17 protein-coding genes are annotated in these 25,398 nt (G+C 41.9%); 9 read left to right on the forward strand and 8 right to left on the reverse strand.

Features of this window, described 5'->3' with window-relative positions; translation table 11 throughout:
* Positions 1-55: 55 nt before the first annotated feature.
* The 8 genes from ACED29_RS12695 to ampD all read right to left on the reverse strand — a co-directional run bounded on the left by ACED29_RS12695 (position 56) and on the right by ampD (position 16,197).
* Positions 56-2,320 (reverse strand): patatin-like phospholipase family protein, encoded by a 2,265-nt coding sequence (locus ACED29_RS12695; protein WP_371697810.1) that lies wholly within the window; start codon positions 2,318-2,320, stop codon positions 56-58.
* A 107-nt stretch (positions 2,321-2,427) separates the two neighbouring features.
* Positions 2,428-6,891: an EAL domain-containing protein gene (locus ACED29_RS12700; RefSeq protein WP_371697811.1), complete on the reverse strand. Its 4,464-nt coding sequence runs from the start codon at positions 6,889-6,891 to the stop codon at positions 2,428-2,430.
* Between the two features lie 327 nt (positions 6,892-7,218).
* Positions 7,219-8,652: a dihydrolipoyl dehydrogenase gene (gene lpdA, locus ACED29_RS12705; protein ID WP_124015345.1), complete on the reverse strand. Its 1,434-nt coding sequence runs from the start codon at positions 8,650-8,652 to the stop codon at positions 7,219-7,221.
* Positions 8,653-8,852: 200 nt separating this feature from the next.
* Complete coding sequence (gene aceF, locus ACED29_RS12710; protein ID WP_124015346.1) at positions 8,853-10,865, reverse strand: pyruvate dehydrogenase complex dihydrolipoyllysine-residue acetyltransferase; 2,013 nt, start codon at positions 10,863-10,865, stop codon at positions 8,853-8,855.
* 11 nt (positions 10,866-10,876) lie between these two features.
* On the reverse strand, positions 10,877-13,543 hold the full coding sequence (aceE, locus tag ACED29_RS12715; RefSeq protein WP_182723559.1) for a pyruvate dehydrogenase (acetyl-transferring), homodimeric type: 2,667 nt from the start codon (positions 13,541-13,543) through the stop codon (positions 10,877-10,879).
* A gap of 69 nt (positions 13,544-13,612) precedes the next feature.
* Positions 13,613-14,365, reverse strand: a complete 753-nt coding sequence (gene pdhR, locus ACED29_RS12720; protein WP_124015348.1) for a pyruvate dehydrogenase complex transcriptional repressor PdhR — start codon at positions 14,363-14,365, stop codon at positions 13,613-13,615.
* Positions 14,366-14,670: 305 nt separating this feature from the next.
* The gene (gene ampE / locus ACED29_RS12725) at positions 14,671-15,522 is read right to left on the reverse strand and encodes a beta-lactamase regulator AmpE (protein WP_371697812.1); all 852 of its coding nucleotides are present in this window, start codon (positions 15,520-15,522) and stop codon (positions 14,671-14,673) included.
* A 120-nt stretch (positions 15,523-15,642) separates the two neighbouring features.
* Positions 15,643-16,197, reverse strand: coding sequence for a 1,6-anhydro-N-acetylmuramyl-L-alanine amidase AmpD (ampD, locus tag ACED29_RS12730; RefSeq protein WP_371697813.1), 555 nt, complete (start codon positions 16,195-16,197; stop codon positions 15,643-15,645).
* A 207-nt stretch (positions 16,198-16,404) separates the two neighbouring features.
* Between ampD and nadC the strand changes: the two genes are divergently transcribed.
* The 9 genes from nadC (at position 16,405) to mutT (ending at position 24,745) form a co-directional block, all read left to right on the forward strand.
* Positions 16,405-17,283 (forward strand): carboxylating nicotinate-nucleotide diphosphorylase, encoded by an 879-nt coding sequence (gene nadC, locus ACED29_RS12735; RefSeq protein ID WP_371697814.1) that lies wholly within the window; start codon positions 16,405-16,407, stop codon positions 17,281-17,283.
* 844 nt (positions 17,284-18,127) lie between these two features.
* Positions 18,128-18,574 (forward strand): pilin, encoded by a 447-nt coding sequence (locus ACED29_RS12740; RefSeq protein WP_371697815.1) that lies wholly within the window; start codon positions 18,128-18,130, stop codon positions 18,572-18,574.
* 103 nt (positions 18,575-18,677) lie between these two features.
* On the forward strand, positions 18,678-20,384 hold the full coding sequence (pilB, locus tag ACED29_RS12745; RefSeq protein ID WP_371697816.1) for a type IV-A pilus assembly ATPase PilB: 1,707 nt from the start codon (positions 18,678-18,680) through the stop codon (positions 20,382-20,384).
* 108 nt (positions 20,385-20,492) lie between these two features.
* On the forward strand, positions 20,493-21,761 hold the full coding sequence (locus ACED29_RS12750) for a type II secretion system F family protein (RefSeq protein ID WP_371697817.1): 1,269 nt from the start codon (positions 20,493-20,495) through the stop codon (positions 21,759-21,761).
* Positions 21,762-21,790: 29 nt separating this feature from the next.
* Positions 21,791-22,717, forward strand: coding sequence for an A24 family peptidase (locus ACED29_RS12755; protein ID WP_371697818.1), 927 nt, complete (start codon positions 21,791-21,793; stop codon positions 22,715-22,717).
* Positions 22,714-23,343, forward strand: a complete 630-nt coding sequence (gene coaE, locus ACED29_RS12760; RefSeq protein WP_371697819.1) for a dephospho-CoA kinase — start codon at positions 22,714-22,716, stop codon at positions 23,341-23,343. The genes ACED29_RS12755 and coaE overlap by 4 nt, the downstream gene beginning before the upstream one ends.
* On the forward strand, positions 23,336-24,070 hold the full coding sequence (gene zapD, locus ACED29_RS12765; RefSeq protein ID WP_371697820.1) for a cell division protein ZapD: 735 nt from the start codon (positions 23,336-23,338) through the stop codon (positions 24,068-24,070). The genes coaE and zapD overlap by 8 nt, the downstream gene beginning before the upstream one ends.
* A 42-nt stretch (positions 24,071-24,112) precedes the next feature.
* On the forward strand, positions 24,113-24,325 hold the full coding sequence (gene yacG / locus ACED29_RS12770; RefSeq protein WP_124015357.1) for a DNA gyrase inhibitor YacG: 213 nt from the start codon (positions 24,113-24,115) through the stop codon (positions 24,323-24,325).
* A 24-nt stretch (positions 24,326-24,349) separates the two neighbouring features.
* Positions 24,350-24,745 (forward strand): 8-oxo-dGTP diphosphatase MutT, encoded by a 396-nt coding sequence (mutT, locus tag ACED29_RS12775; RefSeq protein WP_182723568.1) that lies wholly within the window; start codon positions 24,350-24,352, stop codon positions 24,743-24,745.
* Positions 24,746-25,398 lie beyond the last annotated feature (653 nt).

Consider the following 25,398-nt stretch of genomic DNA (forward strand, 5'->3'; position numbering starts at 1 on the left):
TGGCTCGTATAGCCTCTAGCCTCTATGTTTTTGGCTTAGATTGAATAATAACTGCCTAAAAGTTTTTGCCGACAAATAAATAAAATGCAGACTGGCCACTGTCATTAAAACCGAAACCTAATGCCGCGGGTCCCCAATCGGTATCGGTACCTAAATACAAACTACTACCGAAAATCAAATCACCTAAATCGACATCATCACGATTAAACCATGCATTACCAGCTTCAAGGCTAGTGCCTAAGTACAAAGGCAAATCGGTGATCAGCACATCGCGGCCAAGATCGTACTGGTAAATCACAGCACCAAAGACTTTATGGGCGCCGACCAAGGTATCTTTGCGGAAACCAGATAAGTTTAAGAAACCTCCTAAATCGGCAACATGCAAAGTAAAGTCGCCATCATTCTGGGTGGTTGCCAATTCCATTTTACCCACAATGGCATGATTACCGAGCTTTAATGCGCCTTTCCAATCGGCCTCAAATTGCCAGGCTAAATCATCGCTGTCAGTATTACTGACATTGCTTAAGCCTTTATATGACTCATCTCTTAAATAGCTGGTAAAAGTCAGTCTATTGCCTTCTGTTGGGAAACTAATGCTGTTGAGATTATCGTAGGCAACCTTAAAATAGCCGCCGGTTGAATGGAAATTAATTGAATCAACCAAGCCAAATTCACTGGTAACACGGCCATCTTCGGCGATAACACCAAATTCCATAATGCCATCAGAATTAAAGTTATAACCGATACCTAATACAATTTGTGCGACTTTATTCTCGAGTTGAAAATAACGGATATCTTGATCGTATAGATCCCAGTTTTTCATTTCATATTGAAATCTCGCTAAGCTGTAAAATGTTTGATCACGATCTAAGGGTTGATAAAACTCAGTCGCCACGCGCTTTTTAAAGCCAAGTTCTAATTCGTTACGCCACTCACCACCATTTTCAGTTAAGTCAGTCATGGTATACGCCAAACTTAAGGTAATCGCCGAATCTAAGGTGAAATCATCTTCCCAATTAAATCCCGCTTGAAAATAGTTTGGTCCCCATGATTTGGCCTTAGTGGTAATGGTCAGTATTCGCCCTTGATCAACATCTTCAAACTCAGCATCAACACGCTCAAATTTATTCAATGAGTACACCCGATTTAGAGCAGAATCGAGTTCCTCTTTACTCAGAATAATACCTTCAGTGATCCCTAAACGCTCACGCAGTAATTTCTCACTGACTTTTGATTGATTATCAAAAGCAATTTTATAAATAGGTTTTTTAAGCGGGTCGTTCCACAGTAAACTTTGTTGTAATTTACTTGCTTGATAGGCTAAGTAATCTTGTTCACTAATGCCAAGAGGTTGTAACTTTACTAATTCTAACTTAGCGGCATCTTCACCTAATTTAAGTGCCAATGGCATAATTGAAAAATCAGTGGTGCTTAAATTATCAATGGCAGGACGAATTAAGATATCGCTCGATGTCAGCAAGGTTTTTTGCCGCGCAGTGCTAGCTTGAGTCAACATAGTTGATAGCTGCTCTAATACAGCAATGGTGCTGTCTAAGTTTTCTTGCTTAGTTAATGGCGAACCGATATCAACAGCAATGATGATGTCTGCGCCCATGGCTTTGACCACATCAATCGGCATATTATTGGCAATGCCACCATCAACTAATAAGCGGCCATTAATCAATGCTGGTTGCAATGCACCTGGTACCGTTGCCGATGCTTGCATTGCTTGCACAACACTGCCGCTAGATAACACCACGGCTTCACTAGTGGCTAAATCCGTCGCCACTGCTCGATAGGGAATAGCAAGTTCATCAAAATCACCAAACTGCTCAACTAAACCCGTCGAGTGGCGCAATAATTGCGACATACTTTGGCCACGTAACAAACCACTAGGAGAAGTTAAACTGTTATTGTTATAGCCCACTGTGAGTGGAATATTAAACTGATCACGTTGCTGTTTATCACGGTAGCTTAATTTATCGCGCGGAATAGTGTCTGAGTAGCCTTTAGACCATTCTCCACTGAGCATAATTTTTTCAATTTGGTCGGCGTTATAGCCTAATGCATACATGCCAGCAACATAGGCACCAATACTGGTACCTGCAATGTAATCAACAGGAATATGATATTTTTCAAGTACTTTCAACACACCAATATGTGCAGCGCCCTTAGCTCCGCCACCACTGAGCACTAAGCCAATTGTGGGCCTTTCTTTAGGCGCTTTTTTTGCTGCATAGGCAGGTTGCACCGCCAGGCAAAGGCACATACTGCTAGCCAAAAACCATATGAATAAGTTAAGGCGTAAGGTTGATTGCATAAATCATTCCGAAAGTAAGTAAAAACAACGCATTCTAACAACATTTAACCAATAGCCATACAAATGGATAGCCGCTATAGAATGATATTGGTATCACAGAGAACCCATTAGTGTTCAATGCTCATTTGTCGCTTAATATCTTGTTCAAGATCAGCTTTGGGCATCGGCTTGGCAAAATAATATCCCTGAATAATATGGCAGCCTCGTTGGACAACTTGTGCAAGTTGCTCAGCGGTTTCAACACCTTCAGCAATGACTTCAAGCGAGAGATTTCGTGCTAATTCAATCACACTGCTTACAATAGCTTGGTCAGCTTGATGGGTGTCAATATGGATTAAAAATGAGCGATCAATTTTCAGAATATTGACTTGGAATGAACGCAAATACGCGAGCGAAGAATAACCGGTGCCAAAATCATCGATCGCAACATCAATGCCTAACTGCTTTAACGCGAGTAAATGTTGGCTGGCAATATCGACTTCTTTCATCAATACACCTTCAGTAATTTCTACCGACAAATATTTTGCAGGCATGCCAGTTTTATGTAATGTCGCAGTTAAAAAGTCGATAAAGTCTGGCTGCCTAAAATGCATTGCCGACACGTTAACCGACACTTTTATTTTACTTTGGTACTGCTGATGCCAGCTCGCGCCGTCGAGACAAGCTTGAGTGAGCACCCAGCGATCAATTTCCACGATGAGGCCACAAGATTCGGCTATCCCAATAAACACATCGGGCCGGATCATGCCATCTTTTGGGTGTTTCCAACGGATCAAGGCTTCAACGCCGACAATACTATTATGCTTATTCACATCAATCTGCGGCTGATAATACAGCTCAAACTCATTGCAAAGTATCGCTTGGTGTAAATCAGCTTCTAAGCGTAAATGGTATAAGGCTTCAGCATTTCGCTCAGCGGAATAATATTGAAAATTACCTCGCCCCTCTTCTTTAGCGTGATACATGGCTAAATCAGCATTTTTAATCAAGGTTTCGGGAGTTTGGTCATCATCAGACCACATACTGATGCCTATGCTAGTCGAAATGAAAAATTCCCGACCATATAATTTAAATGGCATTTCTATTTGTTGTAACAGTTGTTTGGCTATGTGGTTGATCGTATCGACGTCTTTGGCATCACGCAGCAAAATAACAAATTCATCGCCACCAAAACGACACAACAAATGTTCTTCAGACAAGCAAGACTGTAACCGACTTGCGGCTTCAACCAATAAGGCATCACCCATACTGTGGCCATAAGAGTCATTCACATGTTTAAATCTGTCCAAATCTAAAAATAACAGTGCTAAGTTTTCATGATGCTGCTTTGCTGTTTCTATGACTTGTCCAAGACGGCGAGAAAACATCGCCCGATTCGCTAAGCCAGTTAACATGTCATTGTTGGCTAAACGGCGCAGATGGAGTTCATTATGTTTGCGCTCAGTGATATCTGAAAATACCACCACATAATGTAATGCTGAGCCGCTCACGTTGAACATAGTCGAGATATTTATCCATACCGGACATCGGCTACCATCGTTACAATTAAACTCGCACTCTCCAGTCCAAAAGCCCTCCTTATCAAACACATCATCCATGTCGAAAGGTTCTAGCGTCTCAAACACTAATTTGGCAAACGGTTTTCCGACTAAGTCGCTCTTTTGAGCTGCAAGAATTAAATTGGCCGCAGCATTGCTAATTTTGATGTGCTTGTCGCTATCTAAGATCAGCATACCCTCTGAGGTATTTTCAAACGCTTGAGCTAATAAATTGACCTCACTTTCAAGCGCTCTTTGCTGGGTAATATCGGTATACATACCAGCAACATGTATTAACTTTCCACCACTGTGATCGACATCAGTGGCACGACCTTTAATTCGCAGCCAATGCCATTGCTGATCATATTGATTGTGATAGCGATACTCTATGTCAATCACGTCTGTTGCACATGTGATCAACTCATTCCAGGCTTTGGAAATCTGCTCAATATCATCTTGATGAATGGGAATGTCTTCTAGCTTTATGTCGATATGAGGCTCAGGTCCCAGTACACCACCGCGATTGTCTAATGAAAACATTCGAGTATGCTCATGCCATTGCCATAAATCTGAATCGCTACCTTTTAGAGCCTGGCGTAAGCGATCATCACTTTGCAGTAATGCAGTATTCATTTGTTTAAAGCGGCTAACCTGTCGCTGCCTAAAGATCAATATGGCCAATCCAGTTAGCAATATGATCAGTATTAATGCACCTTTAAATTGTTGTGATCGCCACCAAAACTGCTTTACCGTAAATCGATATTGAAATGGCTCATTCGTCCACACACCATTTTTTTTATACAAGAGTTCAAGCACATATTCCCCAGCACTTAAACCGGTAATATTAATTTGTGACTGCCCTTCCAGTAACACGTAATTTCCCGCATCGGAGCCATTCTCAACCAAACGATATTGGATGGTCATAGGTTTATCATCAAGGTAATCCAGTATGGCTATTTGGAAGCTAATTAGGCTCGCACCCGGTTCAACTTGCGATAACTGGCTTGGAATAAGATAAACCGCTGTTTTATCTTCATAAAATACAGATACAGATTCAAGTATCGCCTTATCATTGACCGTTCGCGGCGCTAACTTATCAAGATCGATGAGCATAGCGCCATCAGGGGTACCGACAAAAAAGCCTTTAGCAGGATCATAAAATTTTGCCGACTCATTAAATTCATCGGAAATAAAACCGTCTTTATGACTAAACGAACTGACTTTACCTGTCGCCTTATTTATCTTAATAATGGCACTGGCACAGCCAACAATATGATCGATTGCAGTATCCTGTAAAAAGTACACCACTTTACAATCTATTTTCCACTGTTGATCCAGTGAGATTATCTTATTAGTTTGCGTATTGTATTGATAAATACCTTGTTGGGATGAACCAAACCAGAGCACACTTGGCGCCACTTGCATAACACTGGTAATCGTTGGAAGAATAGTAAAATTGGCAAATAGATTTAATTTAGAAACATATTCACCCTCTGTGGTTAAATAGCCAAAATGTTTATTTCCAGCTAACCATAGATGATGTTCAGTATCTCTTAATAGGGCACTATAGCGAGCATTAGTCAGTGACTGCTGACCGTCATTGAGCTCTTGTAGCGTCAGCTCATCCTTACCATCTTGCCAATAATACAAGCCTTTCGTAGTCGCAAACCAAATGACATCACTAAACAATTTATCACGATAAATATTAATGATTACGCGATCAACCAGCGACGTTTTGCCACCACTCCAATCAGCAAAGCGAGAACTAATATTAGTTAATTTATTGACCACATATAAGCCGCTGGTCGTCGCTAAAACAAGGTGCTGCTCATCTAGGGAACTAATTTTATAAATACTGTCATTAAGTTCAAAACCCTTAGGGATCAGCATAATTGATGTTTGGTCATGGGTATTCACTACTGACAAACCACCATCAGTACCTAACCAGACGGTGTCACCCTCACTGTATATCGACCACACCATTTCATTATCAAGCTGATAAGGCGGCTTTTTAGAATAATCATCAATTAAAAAACTAGGCTTACCGGCAATGACCGCAAGCCCATCTCCAGAGCCACCAATCCATAACAAACCATCGGCATCGACTGCCATATCATGGATGTAATCTATATTTGCACGTTGCTTAAGTTCGTCACGGTATATAATTAACTTATTGTTTTCTTGACTCCAAAAAATCAATCCTGCTCGACTTGAAATCCATAAATCACCGTTAAGATCTTGCTCCATTTGCTCAACATAATAAGGGATCTCTGCTACAGCCTGTACTGTAAGCGATTCAATATTAAGCTTAAAGACTCCTTTTGATGTCAACATCCATACTCGTTGTTGTTTATCTTGAAACAACTTATTAATGGTGCCATTTTTATCAGACCATGGAAATTGCCCAATGAAAGTCCCATCGGCATGATGAAGCTGTACCTCATGATTAGTCGAAAACAAATAATTAGTATTATGTAACTCAAGCGCATTTCGCCAAGGCAAATTGCGATCTAATGTATGGCTTGGGGATAAGGAAAGTTGCTGAGTGATGTCATCAAAATAATAAACCTGCCCTGAAAAGGCCAATATGAGTAAGCGCCCATCAAGCTGACGCTGAGTGGCCGCAACGTGAATACTGTTATTGATATTGGTTGCATCATTATCTTCAGGTCTAAGGATCAAACTAAAGTGATTATCTAAAATACTGTATAAATATAACGAGGAATTGGTGCCAACCAGTAAATGATCTTGACCAGAGTTAACCACAGTAGAAATGAACTCGTCATCCAGAACTGAATCAAAACCGACTTTATCGATGCGTCTAACTTTACTGTTACTCACCCGGTAGAGACCTTGCTGAGTCGCCAGCCAAACAAATCCATAATGGTCAAAGCTAATATCTTGAATCGTGGCATTAGCTAAACCATCTTGCGCATTAAAGACTCGCTGAACAATATCTGCGGCATTCACAGGCGCAGCGGCTAACGAACACAGAATCAGACTAACAGCCCCAAAAATTACCGCTCTGATCATAAATTAAGCCTATACCTCAAAAAGATAATATTGATACTCATCGTTATAGCGTCCCCTAAACCGATACAAACTGATATTCTTGTTTAGTCACGCTGTAGATAAAAGAAACAGTATAACTTTCTACATTGAGAGGAAATAATGACATGTACATCTATGCATTATTTTTAACACATTTTGACAACGCTTTATAAACAATATTACTTTTTTATAATTATATGTTTAAAAAAAGTAATATGCTCCGCTAATGCTAGCTTAAAAAATCAAATTACAGGTAAAAAAAAGCACCCCTAAAGAGGAGTGCCTTATGCTGTTCAGTATCAGCTTAGATTACTTCTTTTTCTTAACCGCTTTAGGGTTAGGTAAGTCAGTAATTGAACCTTCATACATTTCAGCTGCTAAGCCTACAGACTCATGCAATGTTGGGTGAGCATGAATCGTTAATGCGATATCTTCAGCATCACAACCCATTTCAATTGCTAGGCCAATTTCACCTAATAATTCACCGCCGTTAGATCCAACAATAGCACCACCGATCACGCGATGAGTCTCTTTGTCGAAAATTAGCTTAGTCATACCTTCACTGCAATCTGAAGCGATTGCACGGCCACTTGCAGCCCAAGGGAAAGTCGCAGTTTCGTAAGCAATACCTTGCTCTTTCGCTTCTTTCTCAGTTAGACCGACCCATGCTACTTCAGGATTAGTATAAGCAATTGATGGGATCACTTTAGGGTCGAAGTAGTGCTTCATGCCCGAAATCACTTCCGCAGCAACATGACCTTCATGCACACCTTTATGAGCCAACATAGGTTGACCAACGATATCGCCGATAGCATAAATATGCGGTACGTTAGTACGTAACTGCTTATCAACGTTAATAAAGCCACGTTCATCAACATTCACACCTGCTTTTTCAGCAGCTAAAGACTTACCATTAGGTGAACGACCAATTGCGACTAAAACAGCATCATAACGTACAGGTTCTGTCGGCGCATTCTTGCCTTCCATTGTCACGTAGATACCATCATCTTTCGCGTCAACTGCGGTCACTTTAGTTTCAAGAATAAGGTTAAACTTCTTCTTAATTTGCTTAGTGAAAACGCGAACTACGTCTTTATCTGCAGCAGGAATAACTTGATCGAACATTTCAACCACGTCAATTTCGCTACCTAAAGATGAATACACAGTACCCATTTCTAGACCAATAATACCACCACCCATAACAAGCAACTTACCAGGCACTTCTTTCAGTTCGAGTGCGTCAGTTGAGTCCCAAATACGTGGGTCTTCATGTGGAATAAACGGTAATTTAATTGGACGTGAACCCGCTGCAATAATGGCTTGTTCAAACTGAACAACAGTCACAGTACCATCTTCAGCAGTCACTTCTAAGCTGTTAGGGCCGGTAAATTTACCAAAACCATTAACCACATCAACTTTACGCATTTTAGACATTCCGCCTAAACCGCCTGTTAATTGGCTAATGACTTTATTTTTAAAGCTACGTAATTTGTCTAAATCAATCTTTGGCTCACCAAAAACCACACCATGGTCAGCAACAATTTTGGCTTCTTCAATGACTTTTGCTACGTGCAATAGTGCTTTTGAAGGAATACAACCAACGTTTAGACACACACCACCAAGGGTACTGAAACGCTCAACAATTATGGTGTCTAAGCCTAAGTCAGCAGCACGAAACGCCGCAGAATAACCTGCTGGGCCTGCTCCTAGTACGACTACTTGAGTTTTGATTTCGTTACTCATGATTTCCTCTAATCTTGTTCATTCCGTGTGAAAGACGGATCGGCCCAAATGTCGATGTCGCCAGCTTGAAACTTACGTTTCACGTCCAATTTCCTTTCAATTGCGAACTAAAAAATTGGGATGGGCGCATTTTATACTCAAATCAATTTGTTTGAAACCGATCACAATAAAAAGGTCGCTCATATGAGCGACCTTTATGCTTATAAAATCAATGTACGAATGTCTGAAAGTATCGCAGACAAGGTGACACTAAAGCGTGCAGCCATAGCACCATCAATAACACGATGGTCGTATGAAAGCGATAAAGGCAACATTAATTTAGGTTCAAACTCTTTTCCATTCCACTTTGGCTTAATTTCAGATTTTGATACACCTAAAATGGCCACGTCTGGATAGTTAACAATCGGCGTAAATGCCGTACCGCCAATGCCACCTAAACTTGAAATGGTAAAACAGCTACCTTGCATATCAGCAGACTTCAACTTGCCGTCACGCGCACGGATAGAAATGTCGGTTAATTCGCGCGACAATTCAACAATGCCTTTCTTATCAACATCACGAACCACAGGAACCATTAAGCCGTTCGGAGTATCAACGGCAACACCAATGTGGAAGTATTTCTTCTGAATAAGTGACTCACCATCACTGCTTAAGCTTGAGTTAAACACTGGGAACTCTGCTAATGCTTTGGCAACCGCTTTCATCATGAACACTAATGGCGTGATCTTGTAATCAGCTTTTTTCTTCGCAGCAAGGTCATTCTGTTGCTTACGGAATGCTTCCATCTCTGTGATATCAGCTTCATCAAACTGAGTAACATGTGGAATCGTAACCCAATTGCGATGTAAGTTAGGACCAGAGATTTTCTGGATACGGCTTAGTGGTATTTCTTCCACTTCACCAAACTTACTGAAATCAACCTTAGGCGCAGCAATCACGTTTAAGCCACCAGCACCACCCGAAACAGATGTTGATGCTGTAGCTTTAGGGCGTGACAACTCGTATTTCACAAACGCTTGCACGTCTTCTTTCAAAATACGCGCTTTACGACCAGTACCAGACACCTTAGTTAAATCTACACCAAACTCACGCGCTAAGCGACGTACCGCAGGTGAAGCATGCACAACACCCGTTGATGCTGTCACGCTTGCACTCGGATGATGTGGCACAGGTGGAGTTGATGGGCGGCTTGCAGCCATGGGTGCTGGTGCTGATGCGGCAGGTGCAGACTCAGCAGGAGCTGGAGCTGCTTGTGCTGCTGGCGCTGAGCTAGTCGTTTCAATAGTGGCAATTAAGCTACCTTGAGATACTTTATCGCCCACTTTAACGGTTAACGACACTAATTTACCGGCAAAAGGTGCAGGCACTTCCATGGTCGCTTTATCTGTTTCAAGGGTAATTAAGCCTTGATCAGCAGTGATGTCATCACCCACAGACACTAGCACTTCAATAATATCCACATCACTAGCATCGCCAATGTCAGGGACATGAATCTCTTGTACCTGAGTTGTCGTAGCAGAAGTTGCCGCTTGTACTGGAGCTGCTTGTGCTGGAGCCGCTTGCTCAACGGGTGCAGCAGCTTGTGGTGCCGGTGCTGAAGGTGCTGCTGCAGAAGCAGAGCCAGCAACTTCTAACATAATCACCAATGAACCTTCAGATACCTTGTCGCCAACGGCCACTTTAATCTCTTTAACTACACCCGCTTTTGGCGAAGGTACGTCCATGGTGGCTTTATCAGTTTCTAAGGTAATCAACCCAGTATCAACATCAATGCTATCGCCAACAGCAACTAATACTTCGATAACAGACACATCTGTGTCGCCACCAATATCAGGTACGTTAACTTCAATCACTTCTGCACTGCCAGCACTTGACGCAGCAACTGGCGTCACTGGTGCAGGTGCTGCAGCTTGAGCCACCGGCGCTTCAGCTTTTGGCGCTGGCGCAGCGGCTTCTTCTTTAGCAGGCGCAGCATCGGCTGCGCTCATCATCGCGATTAACGTGCCTTCAGACACGGTATCACCGACAGCAATTTTTAACTCTGCCAAGGTACCAGCAAAAGGTGCTGGAATGTCCATGGTTGCCTTATCGCTTTCAACTGTAATGATTGATGCTTCTTTTTCAAGAAAATCACCCACTGCGGCACAAATTTCAATAACCTGCACTGCATCAGTATCGATATTAGGAACCAAAACTTCCTTTAAATCAGCCATTTTGTATCCCCTTACGCGAACTGTGGATTGATCTTGTCAGCATCAATGCCATATTCAGCGATGGCTTTAGTCAGCACATCAACAGGCATTTCATTACGCTCAACAAGTGACTTCAGCGCCGCAATAACGATGAACTTAGCATCAACTTCAAAGTGATGACGTAAGTTTGCACGGCTGTCGCTGCGACCAAAACCATCAGTACCTAGTACTTTATAATCAGTTGGTACAAAAGCACGTAATTGCTCGCCGTAAATCTTCATGTAATCGGTAGCAGCAATGGCTGGTGCATCTGCAGATAATATTTGGCTGATATACGCTTGCTTAGGTTTTGCTGTTGGGTGAAGCATATTCCAACGTTCAACCGTTTGGCCGTCGCGCGTTAGCTCGTTAAAGCTCGTCACACTGAACACATCAGCACTAACACCAAAGTCTTTCGCAAGGGCTTTAGCCGCTTTACGAACTTCTTCTAAAATGGTGCCACAACCCATTAGCTGTACTTTACCTTTACCACTACCGGCAACAGACTCCAGCTTATAAATACCTTTAACAATACCTTCTTCGGCACCGGCTGGCATTTCTGGCTGAACATAGTTTTCGTTCATTGTGGTTAGGTAATAGAAGATATCTTCTTGATTTTCGCCATACATACGACGAATACCATCTTGTACTACCACGGCAATTTCATAACCGTAAGTTGGATCGTAAGAAATACAGTTTGGAATAGTGTTCGCCAATACATGGCTGTGACCATCTTGGTGCTGTAAACCTTCACCATTCAAGGTTGTACGGCCAGAAGTACCACCAACTAAGAAACCACGGGCGCGCATGTCGCCAGCAGCCCATGCCATGTCACCAATACGTTGGAAACCAAACATAGAGTAGTAGATGTAGAACGGAATCGTTGGCATGTCGTTTACTGAGTAGCTGGTTGCAGCTGATACCCAAGATGACATGGCGCCTAATTCGTTAATCCCTTCTTGCAATACTTGACCGGTTTTATCTTCACGATAGTAAGCAACTTGGTCAGAATCTTGTGGAATGTATTTTTGGCCTTCGTGAGCATAAATACCCACTTGACGGAACAAACCTTCCATACCGAAAGTACGAGCTTCATCAGGAATAATTGGCACAATACGTTTGCCAATGCCTTTGTCTTTTAACAAGGCGGTTAATACCCGAACAAATGCCATTGTTGACGAGATTTCACGGCCGTTTGAGCCTTTTAAAATCGAATCAAAAATTTTCAGTGAAGGGACTTCTAACTCTTCAGTGAATTTTTCACGACGTTGCGGTAAATAACCTAACAATGCTTCACGACGACTCTTCAAGTATTTTACTTCTTCAGAGTCTGGACCTGGATGATAGAAAGGCAGATCTTCTAACTGGTCATCTGGGATCGGAATATTGAAACGATCACGGAAATAACGGATAGATTCAGCGCCCATCTTCTTCACGTTGTGAGCGATGTTTTTACCTTCACCAGCATCACCTAAACCATAACCTTTAACGGTTTTAGCTAAGATAACCGTTGGACGGCCTTTGGTTTTCTGTGCATGTTCAAGCGCAGCGTAAACTTTAACCGGATCATGACCACCACGGTTTAAGCGCCAAATGTCATCATCTGACATGTTAGCAACCATTTCGGCAGTTTCAGGGTACTTACCAAAGAAATGCTCACGGGTGTACGCGCCACCTTTGGCTTTACAGTTCTGGTATTCACCGTCTACGGTTTCTTCCATTAACTGTAATAACTTACCACTGGTATCACGGGCCAATAATGGATCCCAATAACGACCCCAAATCACTTTAACTACTTCCCAGCCTGCGCCGCGGAATTCGCCTTCAAGTTCTTGGATTATTTTACCGTTACCACGAACAGGACCATCAAGACGCTGTAAGTTACAGTTAACGATGAAGACTAAGTTATCTAATTCTTCACGGGCAGCTAAACCGATAGCACCTAATGCTTCTGGCTCATCACATTCACCGTCACCTAAGAAACAGTAAACAGTTTGCTTAGAACAATCTTTTAAACCACGGTCAGTCAAGTACTTCAAATAACGCGCTTGGTAAATCGCTTGAATAGGACCTAGACCCATAGATACCGTCGGGAACTGCCAGTAAGTCGGCATTAACTTAGGATGCGGGTACGAAGAAAGGCCTTTGCCATCGACTTCTTGACGGAAGTTAGCCATTTGCTCTTCAGTAATACGGCCTTCAAGGAAAGAACGCGCATAAATACCAGGTGCGATATGACCTTGGAAATACACCAAGTCACCACCATCTTGCTCATTAGGAGCACGGAAAAAATGGTTAAAACACACATCGTAAATTGTCGCGCTAGACGCGAAACTTGAAATATGGCCACCAAGCTCTAAATCTTTTTTAGAACCACGTAACACCATTGCCAAGGCATTCCAACGGATAATCGCCCGAATACGGCGTTCCATTTCTTGGTTACCTGGCATGTTTGGCTCTTGGCCTGCAGGAATAGTGTTTAAGTAAGCAGTGGTCGCATTGTAAGGTAAGTGAGTACCGTTACGACGCGCTTTGTCGATTAATTTTTCAAGTAAAAAGTGTGCACGTTCAGGCCCTTCTTGCTCTAACACAGCTTGCAGAGCATCAACCCACTCTTGGGTTTCTGATGGGTCTAAATCTTGAAGCATATCTTCAGACATCTCGCAGTCCTTCTCTATATACGGATTATATTTCGGCTTTAGTTGCTGCTTGTTGACACAACAACTCAGTTAAACGCCGCTCTTTAAACGGCGCAAACTACGTTGCAACCGACTGTCTTCTTTTCTTACTGACAACATGACTTCTTCGATATAGCTTAAGTGCTCATTCGAAGCTTCACGTGCAGCGTCTGGGTCCCGGCGTACAATCGCAGCCAGTAACGCGCGTCTGTGATCATTTGCCATGGTGGAAGCTTCTTCGCGTCGGCTTAAAAGTTCCAGATTTTGTGCAACATTTTTATGCAGCACAGGGGTTAAACTTAATACTAAATGCAGCATAGCAACATTGTGCGATGCCTCAGCGACCGCACGATAAAAACGCACAATGGCATCGGCCTGCGCTTCTACTTCCGTTGCGGTTTCAACTTCATTAATACGGTTTTTAATGTTTTGCATATCCGCATCTGTGCCACGCAAGGCAGCAAAATACGCCATCATGCCTTCAGTAGCGTGACGGAATTCGAGTAAGTCATACTGACTTTCAGAATCGTTATGCATTAACTCAACGATAGGATCGGCAAGACTTTGCCACAGTTGTTCTTTAACATAGGTGCCACCGCCTTGACGACGCATGAGCAACCCTTTAGCTTCTAATTTTTGAATCGCTTCACGTAGAGAAGGACGAGACACTTCAAATTGCACCGCGAGTTCGCGTTCAGGAGGTAGCTTCTGACCCGGCTGTATACTGCCTTCTAGGATCATCCGCTCTAATTGCTCCATGATCACATCAGAAATTTTTGGCTGGTTAATCTTAATATAAGCCATCTGGCGCCCTGCTCCCTAAACAAGCAATTGTCAATTGGTCTTACCAATTAATATGAGAGAGCGCACTTTATCAAATCATACAAGCCATGTCTAGTTATCAGCATATCGACAAAGAACACAGGTTTGTTTAAAACGCTCAAGCCCAGAGGATACCGTAAATTTATCCTCAAGGGGTCAGACCATGTATCCGAAAGTCCCAGAAACTAGAGCGCTACGCTGCTAGAGGCTATAAAACATTAGCAGCGAAGCTGTCCTAGCATGACGTAGTCCGCCCTAGCAGCGTAGCGCTCTAGACTCTAGACAAGCTAACTAACCAACCCAAAAATGGTTAGTACCGAAACCATGGTTAATAACAATACAAAATTACGCTTACTTAATGCCAGCAATGCCAATGTAGATTGCACACTCAAGGGTGCATTGCCCGCTTCAGGTAAAGACTCCGCGGCCACAGCCGTATACGTGACAATGGTTTTAGCATCCGTTTTGACACTTAAGCCATATTGTCGCCAAGCACTTAACCCAGCACTGAACTGGCCACTTAATACATAACCAAAACTAAATACCCGACTTGGTAACCAATCAAATAACATCTGCAAATGATCAATCAAGGGCATTTCAAGCTTATTTTTACTGTTGTACTCACTATAAAAACGTACGCTACAATATAATATTGCACCAACTGGGCCTAAAAATATCAAGTACAGGGCAACAGCGCCGTAATAACGGTAATTAATCCACGCCACCGTTTGGCCCACTTTACGGCCTAAATCCTGTTCATCTACCACATCCAAGCACTCGGTAGAGTCCAACTCGCTAGCGTAACGGTAACAAGCTTGAACATCACCGCGACATGCCGCTTGAATATACTTTTTAAATACAATACGTAATGTTTGGTGACTAAAACAAATAATCGATATTAGCATCCAAAATAATAAGCTCAATAAATCAAATAAAATGCCATCAAGGAGAACACTTATCAGAAAGACTGATACAGCCGGCAACACCAGCGCCACCGCTACGCCAAATTCCGATTTAAGCGATTGGCTGTCCCAAAACTGTTTTTGGTAACGCATCATCACAGTATCGAACTGCCAACTGCTTGGCAAAAGCTTCAAACGCTCTACAAGAATTGCCACTAATAATGAAAATAATGCCATGAATATCCTTTTAATTTATTGCGTTATTGCTGTCATCATTAGAAGCGCTGCTTTAGTAGGGAAGGAGATAACGGTTCCCCAACAACGACTCTCTCATAAACGAGTCTACAAGCTTAGGCCTCAATTACCTGCGATGGCCTGCTTATATCGAGGCCAATCAAAACTGAAACCCGGATCGGTTTTGCGTCCAGGAGCAATATCGCAATGGCCAACAATATTATTTACGTTAAGCATAGGATACTGCGCCATTAACTCCAATGTTAACAGTATTAATTGCTGGTATTGTTGGTCGGTATAGCCACTACAGTCTGTACCTTCTAGTTCAATACCCAAGGCAAAATCGTTACACCCCTTGCGGCCATTATGCTCAGACACGCCAGCATGCCATGCTCTGTCATCACAACTCACATACTGCACCACCTCACCATCGCGGCGAATTAAAAAATGCGCCGACACTTGCAAGCCAGCCAATTCTGTAAAGCTTTCATCAGCATTAATATCTAGGCAACCTTGAAATAGCCCATCAATATGTCCTAAACCAAAACAGCCCGCTGGTAAGCTAATATTGTGGATCACCAATAAGCTCACCTCATTATCAGGCCGAGCATTAAAATGCGGCGAAATACATTTTCTCGCGCTAGCTAACCAACCTTGTTCTAATAAGCCTTTTGGCATATCACCCCTTAAACATAAAGATATCAGCAGTCCCAATGTAAATTTAACCGTATAAAACAGCAATACCAAGGCTGAAAATTGCCAGCTTGATAGTGTCAGTATATAGCCAAGTTATGGTAATCTTTAACAAATGCTTTCTGTAACAAACACTCCGCCCAATGCGGATACTGTTTAGCCTTATCACGATCTTTAGCAAGGACTTTGCTTATGTTAGAAAACGATATCCGTCATGCGGTGCAAACCGCACTTGATGAAGACTTAGGTCACACAGCCCACAATACCGTTCATGACATGCTTAATGCAGATATTACCGCACAACTTATTCCGGCAGATAAACACGTTTCCGGCGCGTTAATCACCCGCGAAGATGGTGTCTTTTGCGGCAAAGCATGGGCAGAACAAGTATTCAATCAACTGGGCAGTGAAGTGGTACTGCATTGGCATGTTGATGACGGTGATTTGATTGTCGCTAATCAATTACTATGTGAACTCTCAGGCCCTGCACGCGCTATTTTAACTGGCGAACGTACGGCAATGAACTTCATTCAAACCTTGTCAGGTGTCGCTAGCTTAACTAAGTTGTACGTGAATAAGCTTGTGGGTACCCACACTCAATTACTCGATACCCGAAAAACCATTCCTGGCCTGCGCACAGCCCAAAAATACGCAGTCACCTGCGGCGGTGGCAAAAACCATCGTATTGGTTTGTTCGATGCATTCTTAATTAAAGAAAACCACATTATGGCTTGCGGTGGCATCTCACAAGCGATTACCGCAGCACGTGCGTTAGACGGCACTAAACCGGTAGAAGTGGAAGTTGAGTCACTTGAGGAGCTCATCCAAGCGCTTGATGGCGGAGCTGATATCATTATGCTCGATAATTTTGACGTCACCATGATGGTCGACGCTGTCAGCATGAATAATCGCTATAAAGACCAAGGCAATGGCGCTAAATTAGAAGTCTCTGGCAATGTCACCTTAGACACCCTAGCCACTTTCGCCCAAACCGGAGTCGATTATATTTCGGTCGGCGCACTGACTAAACATGTAAAAGCGTTAGATTTGTCTTTGCGATTAAAGGCTTAAATCTTCTAGGTTCTAGAGCGGACTACGTCCTGCTAGGTCGCTGCGCTCCTAGTGACAGCTTTGCTGCTAAGATTTTATAGCATCTAACAGCGCAGCGTTCTAGAACCTAGGCTTTTAGCTTAGCGATAAATCTGTCACATCCGCCATCAAAAAACGTCAACAAAACGACATTGTTGCATTTTTGTCAAAAAAAATACTGTTCGACTTTGTATGTCAAAAATAAATTATCGTATTATGTACGGGAAATGTGAAATCAGAGCATTTTTAGACATTTATTTTTTATTAATACGCTAATACTATTCCATTTTGTAACGGTTTATACTAACGTTCATTGTAGGCGAGTTGGCCTTTCGGCCATGCACGATAATCATTAGATTGCAAAACACGTTACATTATTAGTAAGTTGTTAACATTTGTATTTATAACGAGTTGTATAGAGATTTGTATAACCATTGCTATATAGCTCAGCAAATGCCCCTGTAACTTATTAACATTTACGTATTTGCTCTGTGTCTATCGCTCAGCCGAAATGCCATTAAGTAAACAATCTGCTAACATTATTTGCAGTTAACAAGGTTATTATCTATACATAGTGTTTTGTGCCATTGGCCATTACACAGTATAAATAGAGTTAATTCTTGGTAACGCAAGCAATATTGGCTCTATAAAAATCGTGGTCAACTAGTATCTGATATCTAGCACCACACAATTGTGCTTTACGGTTTAGGCAAATGGACTGCCAACTACTTCACTTAGCTTCTGTATTTAAGCATTTAACTTAAAGACCAGCTAAGTAGCAGTTATCGAGGACTGATACTACCCTAGCCTATTTTACGGAGAGAAAATGAAAAGTATCAATCAAATCAAAAACGCTAAGGGTTTTACCCTTATCGAATTAATGATCGTAGTAGCGATCATCGGTATCCTTGCAGCAATCGCATTGCCTGCATATCAAGATTATACAGTGAAATCACAAGCTGGTTCTGCTTTGTCAGAAGTATCCTCATTAAAGACAGCTTTTGAAACTGCTGTTAACGAAGGGAAGGCTCCGACTTTAGATAATACAAATGTTGATATAACTAAAGCATATATTGGTCAAACGGCATCAGGTGGTACATATTGTGCTTTAGCAATTACTGGTACGACTAAAATTGAATGTACTACCAAAGGTGGTAACGTAGATAAATTCAATACAAAGAAAATTAATATGAATAGATCGGCTGAAGGCGTTTGGTCTTGTACAAGTGACCTTGATGTTAAATTTTTACCTGGAAACTGTACAAAAGTATAAACTTTAAGGATTATACTATTTGAAGGCGGCGTATTACGCTGCCTTTTTTATTTCTTTAAAATAGTTATAATTGATATCTCTTTTGTTATTTGGATAAATAAGCATGTCGACAGCAGGACTAAATCTTGGCCTTTCAACTTTATTTATCAAAAAAGGTCTGCTAACGGAAGAGCAAGTCGCAACTTCAATCTCACAATCTCGTAAATCCAAAGTGTCGCTAGTCACTACTGTAATCCATTCAAAATTTTTATCGGCTCGAGAAATAGCTGAGCTTTGTTATGAAGAATACGGTACCCCCTTACTCGATTTAAATGAATTTGACCTAACAACAATTGCTGAAGAGTTATTAAACAAAAAACTCATTGCTAAACACAAATGCTTACCCCTCTTTAAGCGCGGTAACCGCCTGTATATTGCGACCTCAGACCCAACCAATATTGCAGCCCTTGAAGACTTTCAGTTCAGCCTTGGTCTTCATGCCGAAGCTATTTTAGTGGAAGACGATAAACTCCTTAAAGCCCTAGAAAAAATACTAGAAGAGGATATTAGTGGCCTGGGACTAGAAGGAATAGATGAGGAAGCTTTAGCTGGAATCGAAGTCGCTGATACTAGCCGTGATGATGAACCAAGCGGTGATAGCAGTGATGATGCACCGATTGTTATTTATATCAATAAAATCCTTACTGATGCTATCCGTAAAGGTGCTTCTGATTTACATTTTGAGCCTTATGAAAAACGTTACCGAATTCGCTTTCGTATCGACGGTATTTTGCATGAAGTATCTGAGCCACCAGTCAATCTATCCAACCGAATTTCCGCTCGCTTAAAAGTCATGTCTAAACTAGATATTGCTGAACGAAGAGTTCCGCAAGACGGCCGCATTAAAATGAAGCTGTCACGCACTAAATCCATCGATTTTCGTGTCAGTACTCTGCCCACTATTTGGGGCGAGAAAATTGTAATGCGTATCTTAGACTCATCGTCCGCTCAGCTAGGTATAGAAAAACTCGGTTATGAAGATGATCAACGCCTATTATACGAAGAAATGCTTGCTAAACCTCAAGGGATGATTCTCGTCACAGGCCCGACTGGTTCGGGTAAAACAGTATCCTTGTATACAGGTCTTAATATTCTCAATACCGAAGAGCGCAATATTTCCACCGCAGAAGATCCGGTTGAAATTAACCTCGAAGGCGTTAATCAGGTTCACATTAATTTAAAAGCCGGTTTAACCTTCGCTTCAGCACTGCGCTCTTTTTTACGTCAAGACCCTGATGTGGTGATGGTCGGTGAAATACGTGATTTAGAAACCGCTGAAATAGCGATTAAAGCCGCGCAAACCGGCCACTTGGTGTTATCAACATTACATACTAACTCGGCAGCAGAAACCTTAACCCGTTTAATCAATATGGGCGTACCAGGCTATAACATTGCCAGCTCTGTTAATTTAATTATTGCCCAACGCCTTGCTCGGCGACTATGCCCTGCATGTAAGCACGAAGAAACGATTCCGGTTGCTGAAATGCAACGCTTAGGTTTTTCTGAAGCCAATATAGCCAAAGGCTTTAGCGTATTCAAACCAGTCGGTTGTGAGTTATGCTCCGGTGGTTACAAAGGTCGAGTCGGTATTTACGAAGTAATGAAAATGAGCGATGAAATTGCTCGAGTCATTATGGAGGGCGGTAACTCACTGCAAATTGCCACCTTAGCCAAGCAACAAGGCATGCGTGATTTACGCCAATCAGGACTACTTAAAGTGATTCATGGCGTCACCAGTATTGCCGAAATTAATCGTGTCACCAGCTTTTAATTAAGCTATAGTCAAATATGTTACTGTAAATCAATCATCTAATTGATTAATCTCTATAAACAATAATGCTTTAACGTGGTGCAGCGGAAAATAAAAAGGATCGGCTATATGGCCACAGCAACAGCAAAAAAAAAGCCAAAGACAAAGGTAAAAAAAACCACTAAACACCAACCTAAGGTGTTCACCTATCAATGGAAAGGTGTCAATCGTGATGGTGCACGCACCTCTGGTGAGCTAAAAGGCTCTACTATAGCTGAAATTCGCAGTGTATTGAAAGCCCAAGGGGTCACCCCCAAAGGTGTACGAAAAAAATCTCCGCCATTATTCAAATCTGAAAAAAGTATCACCGCGATGGACATTGCGATGATCACCCGCCAAATAGCCACTATGCTAGCTGCCGGGGTTCCTTTAGTTACAACTATCGAGTTGCTTGGACGCGGTCATGAAAAAGCCAAAGTGAGAGAACTGCTCGGTACTATTTTGTCTGATGTTCAATCAGGTATCCCCCTCTCTGATGCATTAAGACCACACAGACAATATTTCGATGATTTATACGTTGACCTAGTCGCAGCTGGCGAACATTCAGGTTCACTCGATGCGGTATTTGATCGCGTCGCAACATATCGCGAAAAGGCCGAGCAATTAAAGTCTAAAATTAAAAAAGCTATGTTTTATCCGGCAGCGGTAGTTGTAGTCGCTTTTGCGGTCACAACACTATTATTATTATTTGTAGTGCCGCAATTCGAGGATATTTTTAAAGGATTCGGAGCTGAGTTACCAGCTTTTACTCAAATGATTATTAATATGTCTCGTTGGTTGCAGGGGTCATGGTATTACTTTGCTATTGCAATTATTACTGGTATTTGGCTTTTTAAACGAACCCATCGCACTTCACAAAGTTTTCGTGATCGTATTGATCAAATAATATTAAAGATTCCTGCTATTGGTGACATTCTCCATAAGGCAGCAATGTCACGCTTTGCTCGTACGCTATCAACCACCTTTGCTGCCGGTGTGCCATTAATTGATGGCTTAGAATCAGCCGCGGGGGCATCAGGTAATTATGTTTATCGCAAAGCATTACTCAAAGTTCGCCAAGAAGTGATGGCTGGGATGCAGATGAATGTAGCTATGCGCACTACTGGCCTATTCCCAGATATGCTCATCCAAATGGTGATGATTGGTGAGGAGTCCGGCGGCTTAGACGAAATGCTCAATAAAGTGGCCAACATTTATGAGATGCAGGTTGATGATGCCGTAGATGGGCTATCTAGCTTAATTGAGCCAGTTATGATGGTGGTGATAGGAACTGTTGTCGGCGGTTTAATCATCGGTATGTATCTACCTATTTTCGAAATGGGAAATATTGTCGGTTAGTATTAATCAACCTTCAAAAAAGAATAACAATGACTGAATTTATCTCAACTTTTGTTGCCACAATGAGCCAATACCCTTGGGTCTTTGTTGCGATTAGCTTTATTTTTGCTGCTACCATTGGCAGTTTTCTCAACGTCGTTATCCACCGTTTACCGGTAATGATGAAACGCGAATGGCAAAGCGAATGTAACTTTTACCTTAATGAATATCATCCTGATATTGTCGAACAAGTCGGTAATGACCGGTTAAACAAACCCATTGATGCTTTTCCTGCAAAATACAACCTTGTGGTACCTGGTTCTGCATGCCCAACATGCAAAAGAAATATAAAGCCTTGGCATAATCTGCCAGTATTGGGCTGGCTAATGCTTGGTGGAAAGTGTGCCGATTGCAAAACTCATATTTCAAGCCGCTATCCTATTATTGAGCTCTTAACCGGTTTATTAGTTGCCGCGTTAGCATGGCACTTTGGCCCAACATGGCAATTTGTTTATGCCAGCATTTTAACGTTTGTGTTAGTGGCATTAACTGGCATCGATTTAGATGAAATGCTATTACCGGACCAACTCACCTTACCGATACTGTGGTTAGGATTAATCATTAACCTTAAAGGGATTTATACTAGCCCAGAAGATGCCATTATCGGTGCTGCGGCAGGCTATTTAAGCTTGTGGTCAGTATTTTGGTTATTTAAACTGGTAACAGGCAAAGAGGGCATGGGTTATGGCGACTTTAAACTATTAGCCGTATTCGGTGCTTGGTTAGGCTGGCAAATGCTGCCACTGATTATTTTATTGTCCTCACTTGTGGGTGCTGTAGTAGGTATTAGTATGATTATCACTAAGCAAATCAACAAAGGCAATCCAATCCCCTTTGGCCCTTATATTGCTGCTGCCGGCTGGATAGCGTTAGTATGGGGACATGACATTCTCAATTGGTATCTTAGTACGTTATGATGGCAAAAAAGTATGTTGTCGGCTTAACAGGCGGCATTGCCAGCGGTAAAACAACTGTGGCCAATCTATTTGCACAATATGATATAGACTTAGTTGATGCTGATGTTATCGCTAGAGAGGTTGTCTCAATCGGTTCGGATGGGCTAAATGCAATAAAGCAGCACTTTGGCCAGGGAATATTATTAGCGGATAACAGCTTAGATAGAGCGGCTCTACGAGCACAAGTGTTTAATAACCCTGAGCAACGTTTGTGGCTTAACAATTTACTTCATCCAATGATCCGCCAAAGGATGCTCGACCAAGTACAAGCATCGACTTCGGCATATGTAATAATGGTAGTACCCTTGCTATTTGAGAATCATTTAGATAGTTTAGTTGATACTACTTTGGTCGTAGATATTGCACCGGAGTTACAGGTTTCAAGGACGATGCAACGTGATGGTGTCAGTAAAGAACAAGTTGAGCATATTCTCGCCAGTCAAATGACCCGGGAACAGCGACTCGCTCTGGCTGATAATATTATTGATAATCAAGGAGAACATGAGCAGTTGCGCAGTCAAGTATTTCGTCTGCATCAACAATACCTACAACAGGCAACCGATTTAGAAACTAACGTCAATGACTGATTTAATTTATGAACAACCATTAAATGAAAAAATACGCAGTTATTTACGTATAGAAAACCTTGCCTTACAGTTACAGCAGCATGCTGAACACGATCATCAATATCAGTGTTTTAATCCTTTATTTTCGCTTGCTGAGCTAACTGAACGTTGCGATTATCGTACCGACATCTTAAAAGATATTGAAAAACAAATTCAATTAATTTCACAATGGCGTACTCATTCGAGTGTTGATAACGATCAAGTAGATAAACTCACCGACAGGCTTATCGCGTTAAAGTCACCTTTGCAAACACAAGAAAGAATTGGTTGTGGCCTCAAACGAGATAAATTTCTTACTTCTTTGCGTCAGCGTTTTAATATGACTGGAGCATACTGTAATTTTGATTTCCCTCAACTACACTTTTGGCTAGGTAAAGACTGGCAATATCGACAACGAGACATAAACAACTGGCTTGCAGAATACCAACCCTTACTAGCGCCTATCATGTTGCTTTTAGAACTGATTAGAGCCACTGAAGATTTTAGATTATCTCAAGCTCCGGTAGGGTTTTATCAAGGTAATTCATCACAGCCGTTATCCTTAATCCGCGTAAAGATAAACTCAGACCAAAATTGCTATCCTACCGTCAGTGGTAATCGAAATCGTTATGCTATTCATTTTGTCGATTTTGATTTACACCGCCATACCTGTGAAACTATTGATTTCTCACTAGCAACCTGCAGTTAAACCCTTTAACATTCCATGTAAGACTAACAACCAAGAATCATTATGCCGTTAACAGTAGTAAACTGCCCAATTTGCAAAACCAAAGTTGAATGGAAAGACGAATCGCTATTTAAGCCTTTTTGTAGTGAACGTTGTAAACTTATCGATCTTGGTGATTGGGCAAGTGAAAAACATGCCATCCCGATCAAGAACAGTATCGACCCAGATATGCTTGATGACATTGGTTTTGATGAAGGTGACTTCTTTAAACAATAAGTTCAAATAATAAGGAGTCGAAACATGCAAAAGAGAATTCATGTTGCTGTTGGTGTCATCATTAATCAAGATAGGCAGATTTTACTTGCTAAAAGGCTTGGACACCTTCACCAAGGCGGAAAATGGGAATTCCCAGGCGGTAAGGTAGAAACAAATGAAACGGTTACTGAAGCGTTAATTAGGGAACTAAAAGAGGAAGTTAATCTTGATGTCTCTCATTCAACTCCCTTCATGGACATCATTCATGATTATCCAGATAAACATGTCAGACTCGATATCCATTTAATTACTGAATTCTCAAACCAAGCTAAAGGTATGGAACAGCAGCAAATTGAATGGGTACCAATGCATAGCATTGCAGAATATGACTTCCCCGAAGCTAATAAGCCTATCGTAGAAAAAATATTAGCTGAACTCTGAAATCGATCCCGAACCTTCTATTTGAAAGCCTATTTCTAAAGAATAACACCCATTACTAATCAAGTAATGGGTTTAAAACTGTCTTACCAGCAACCAAAGTTCATACATATTTTATCTACTAATGATCATCGCACTGGTAACGCCTACGAACTACACCTAGCATCGATGTTCTGATTGCTTAGGTTTCAAGGCACAAAACAAAAAGGCCACCCGATTAAGGTGGCCTTGCTGTGTTCTTTGGCCCCCTAGAACTGACCGACTCTCGCATGGGCATATCAACCACACAGGCCAATGGCTTAGGCCCAAGAACGGCTTTCAGACTCAAATTACAGACGTAAAAAAGCCCGCTACATAATAGCGGACTGTTTCACGACTCTTTCAAGTCAATTAGGCACCTGGAAAAGACCCACTCTGGCATGGGCATACTGGCCACACTGACTAATTGCTTAGGTTTAAGACACCAAACAAAAAAGGCCACCCGATTAAGGTGGCCTTGCTGTGTTCTTTGGGCCCCTAGAACTGACCGACTCTCGCATGAGCATATCATCCACACGGGTCAATGGCTTAGGCCCAAGAACGGCTCTCAGGCACAAATTAAAGACGTAAAAAAGCCCGCTACATAATAGCGGGCTGTTTCACGACTCTTTCAAGTC

Origin of the sequence: Shewanella sp. 5S214 (genome assembly GCF_041439795.1) — a bacterium.
In the GTDB taxonomy this organism is placed as follows: Bacteria; Pseudomonadota; Gammaproteobacteria; order Enterobacterales; family Shewanellaceae; genus Shewanella; species Shewanella vesiculosa.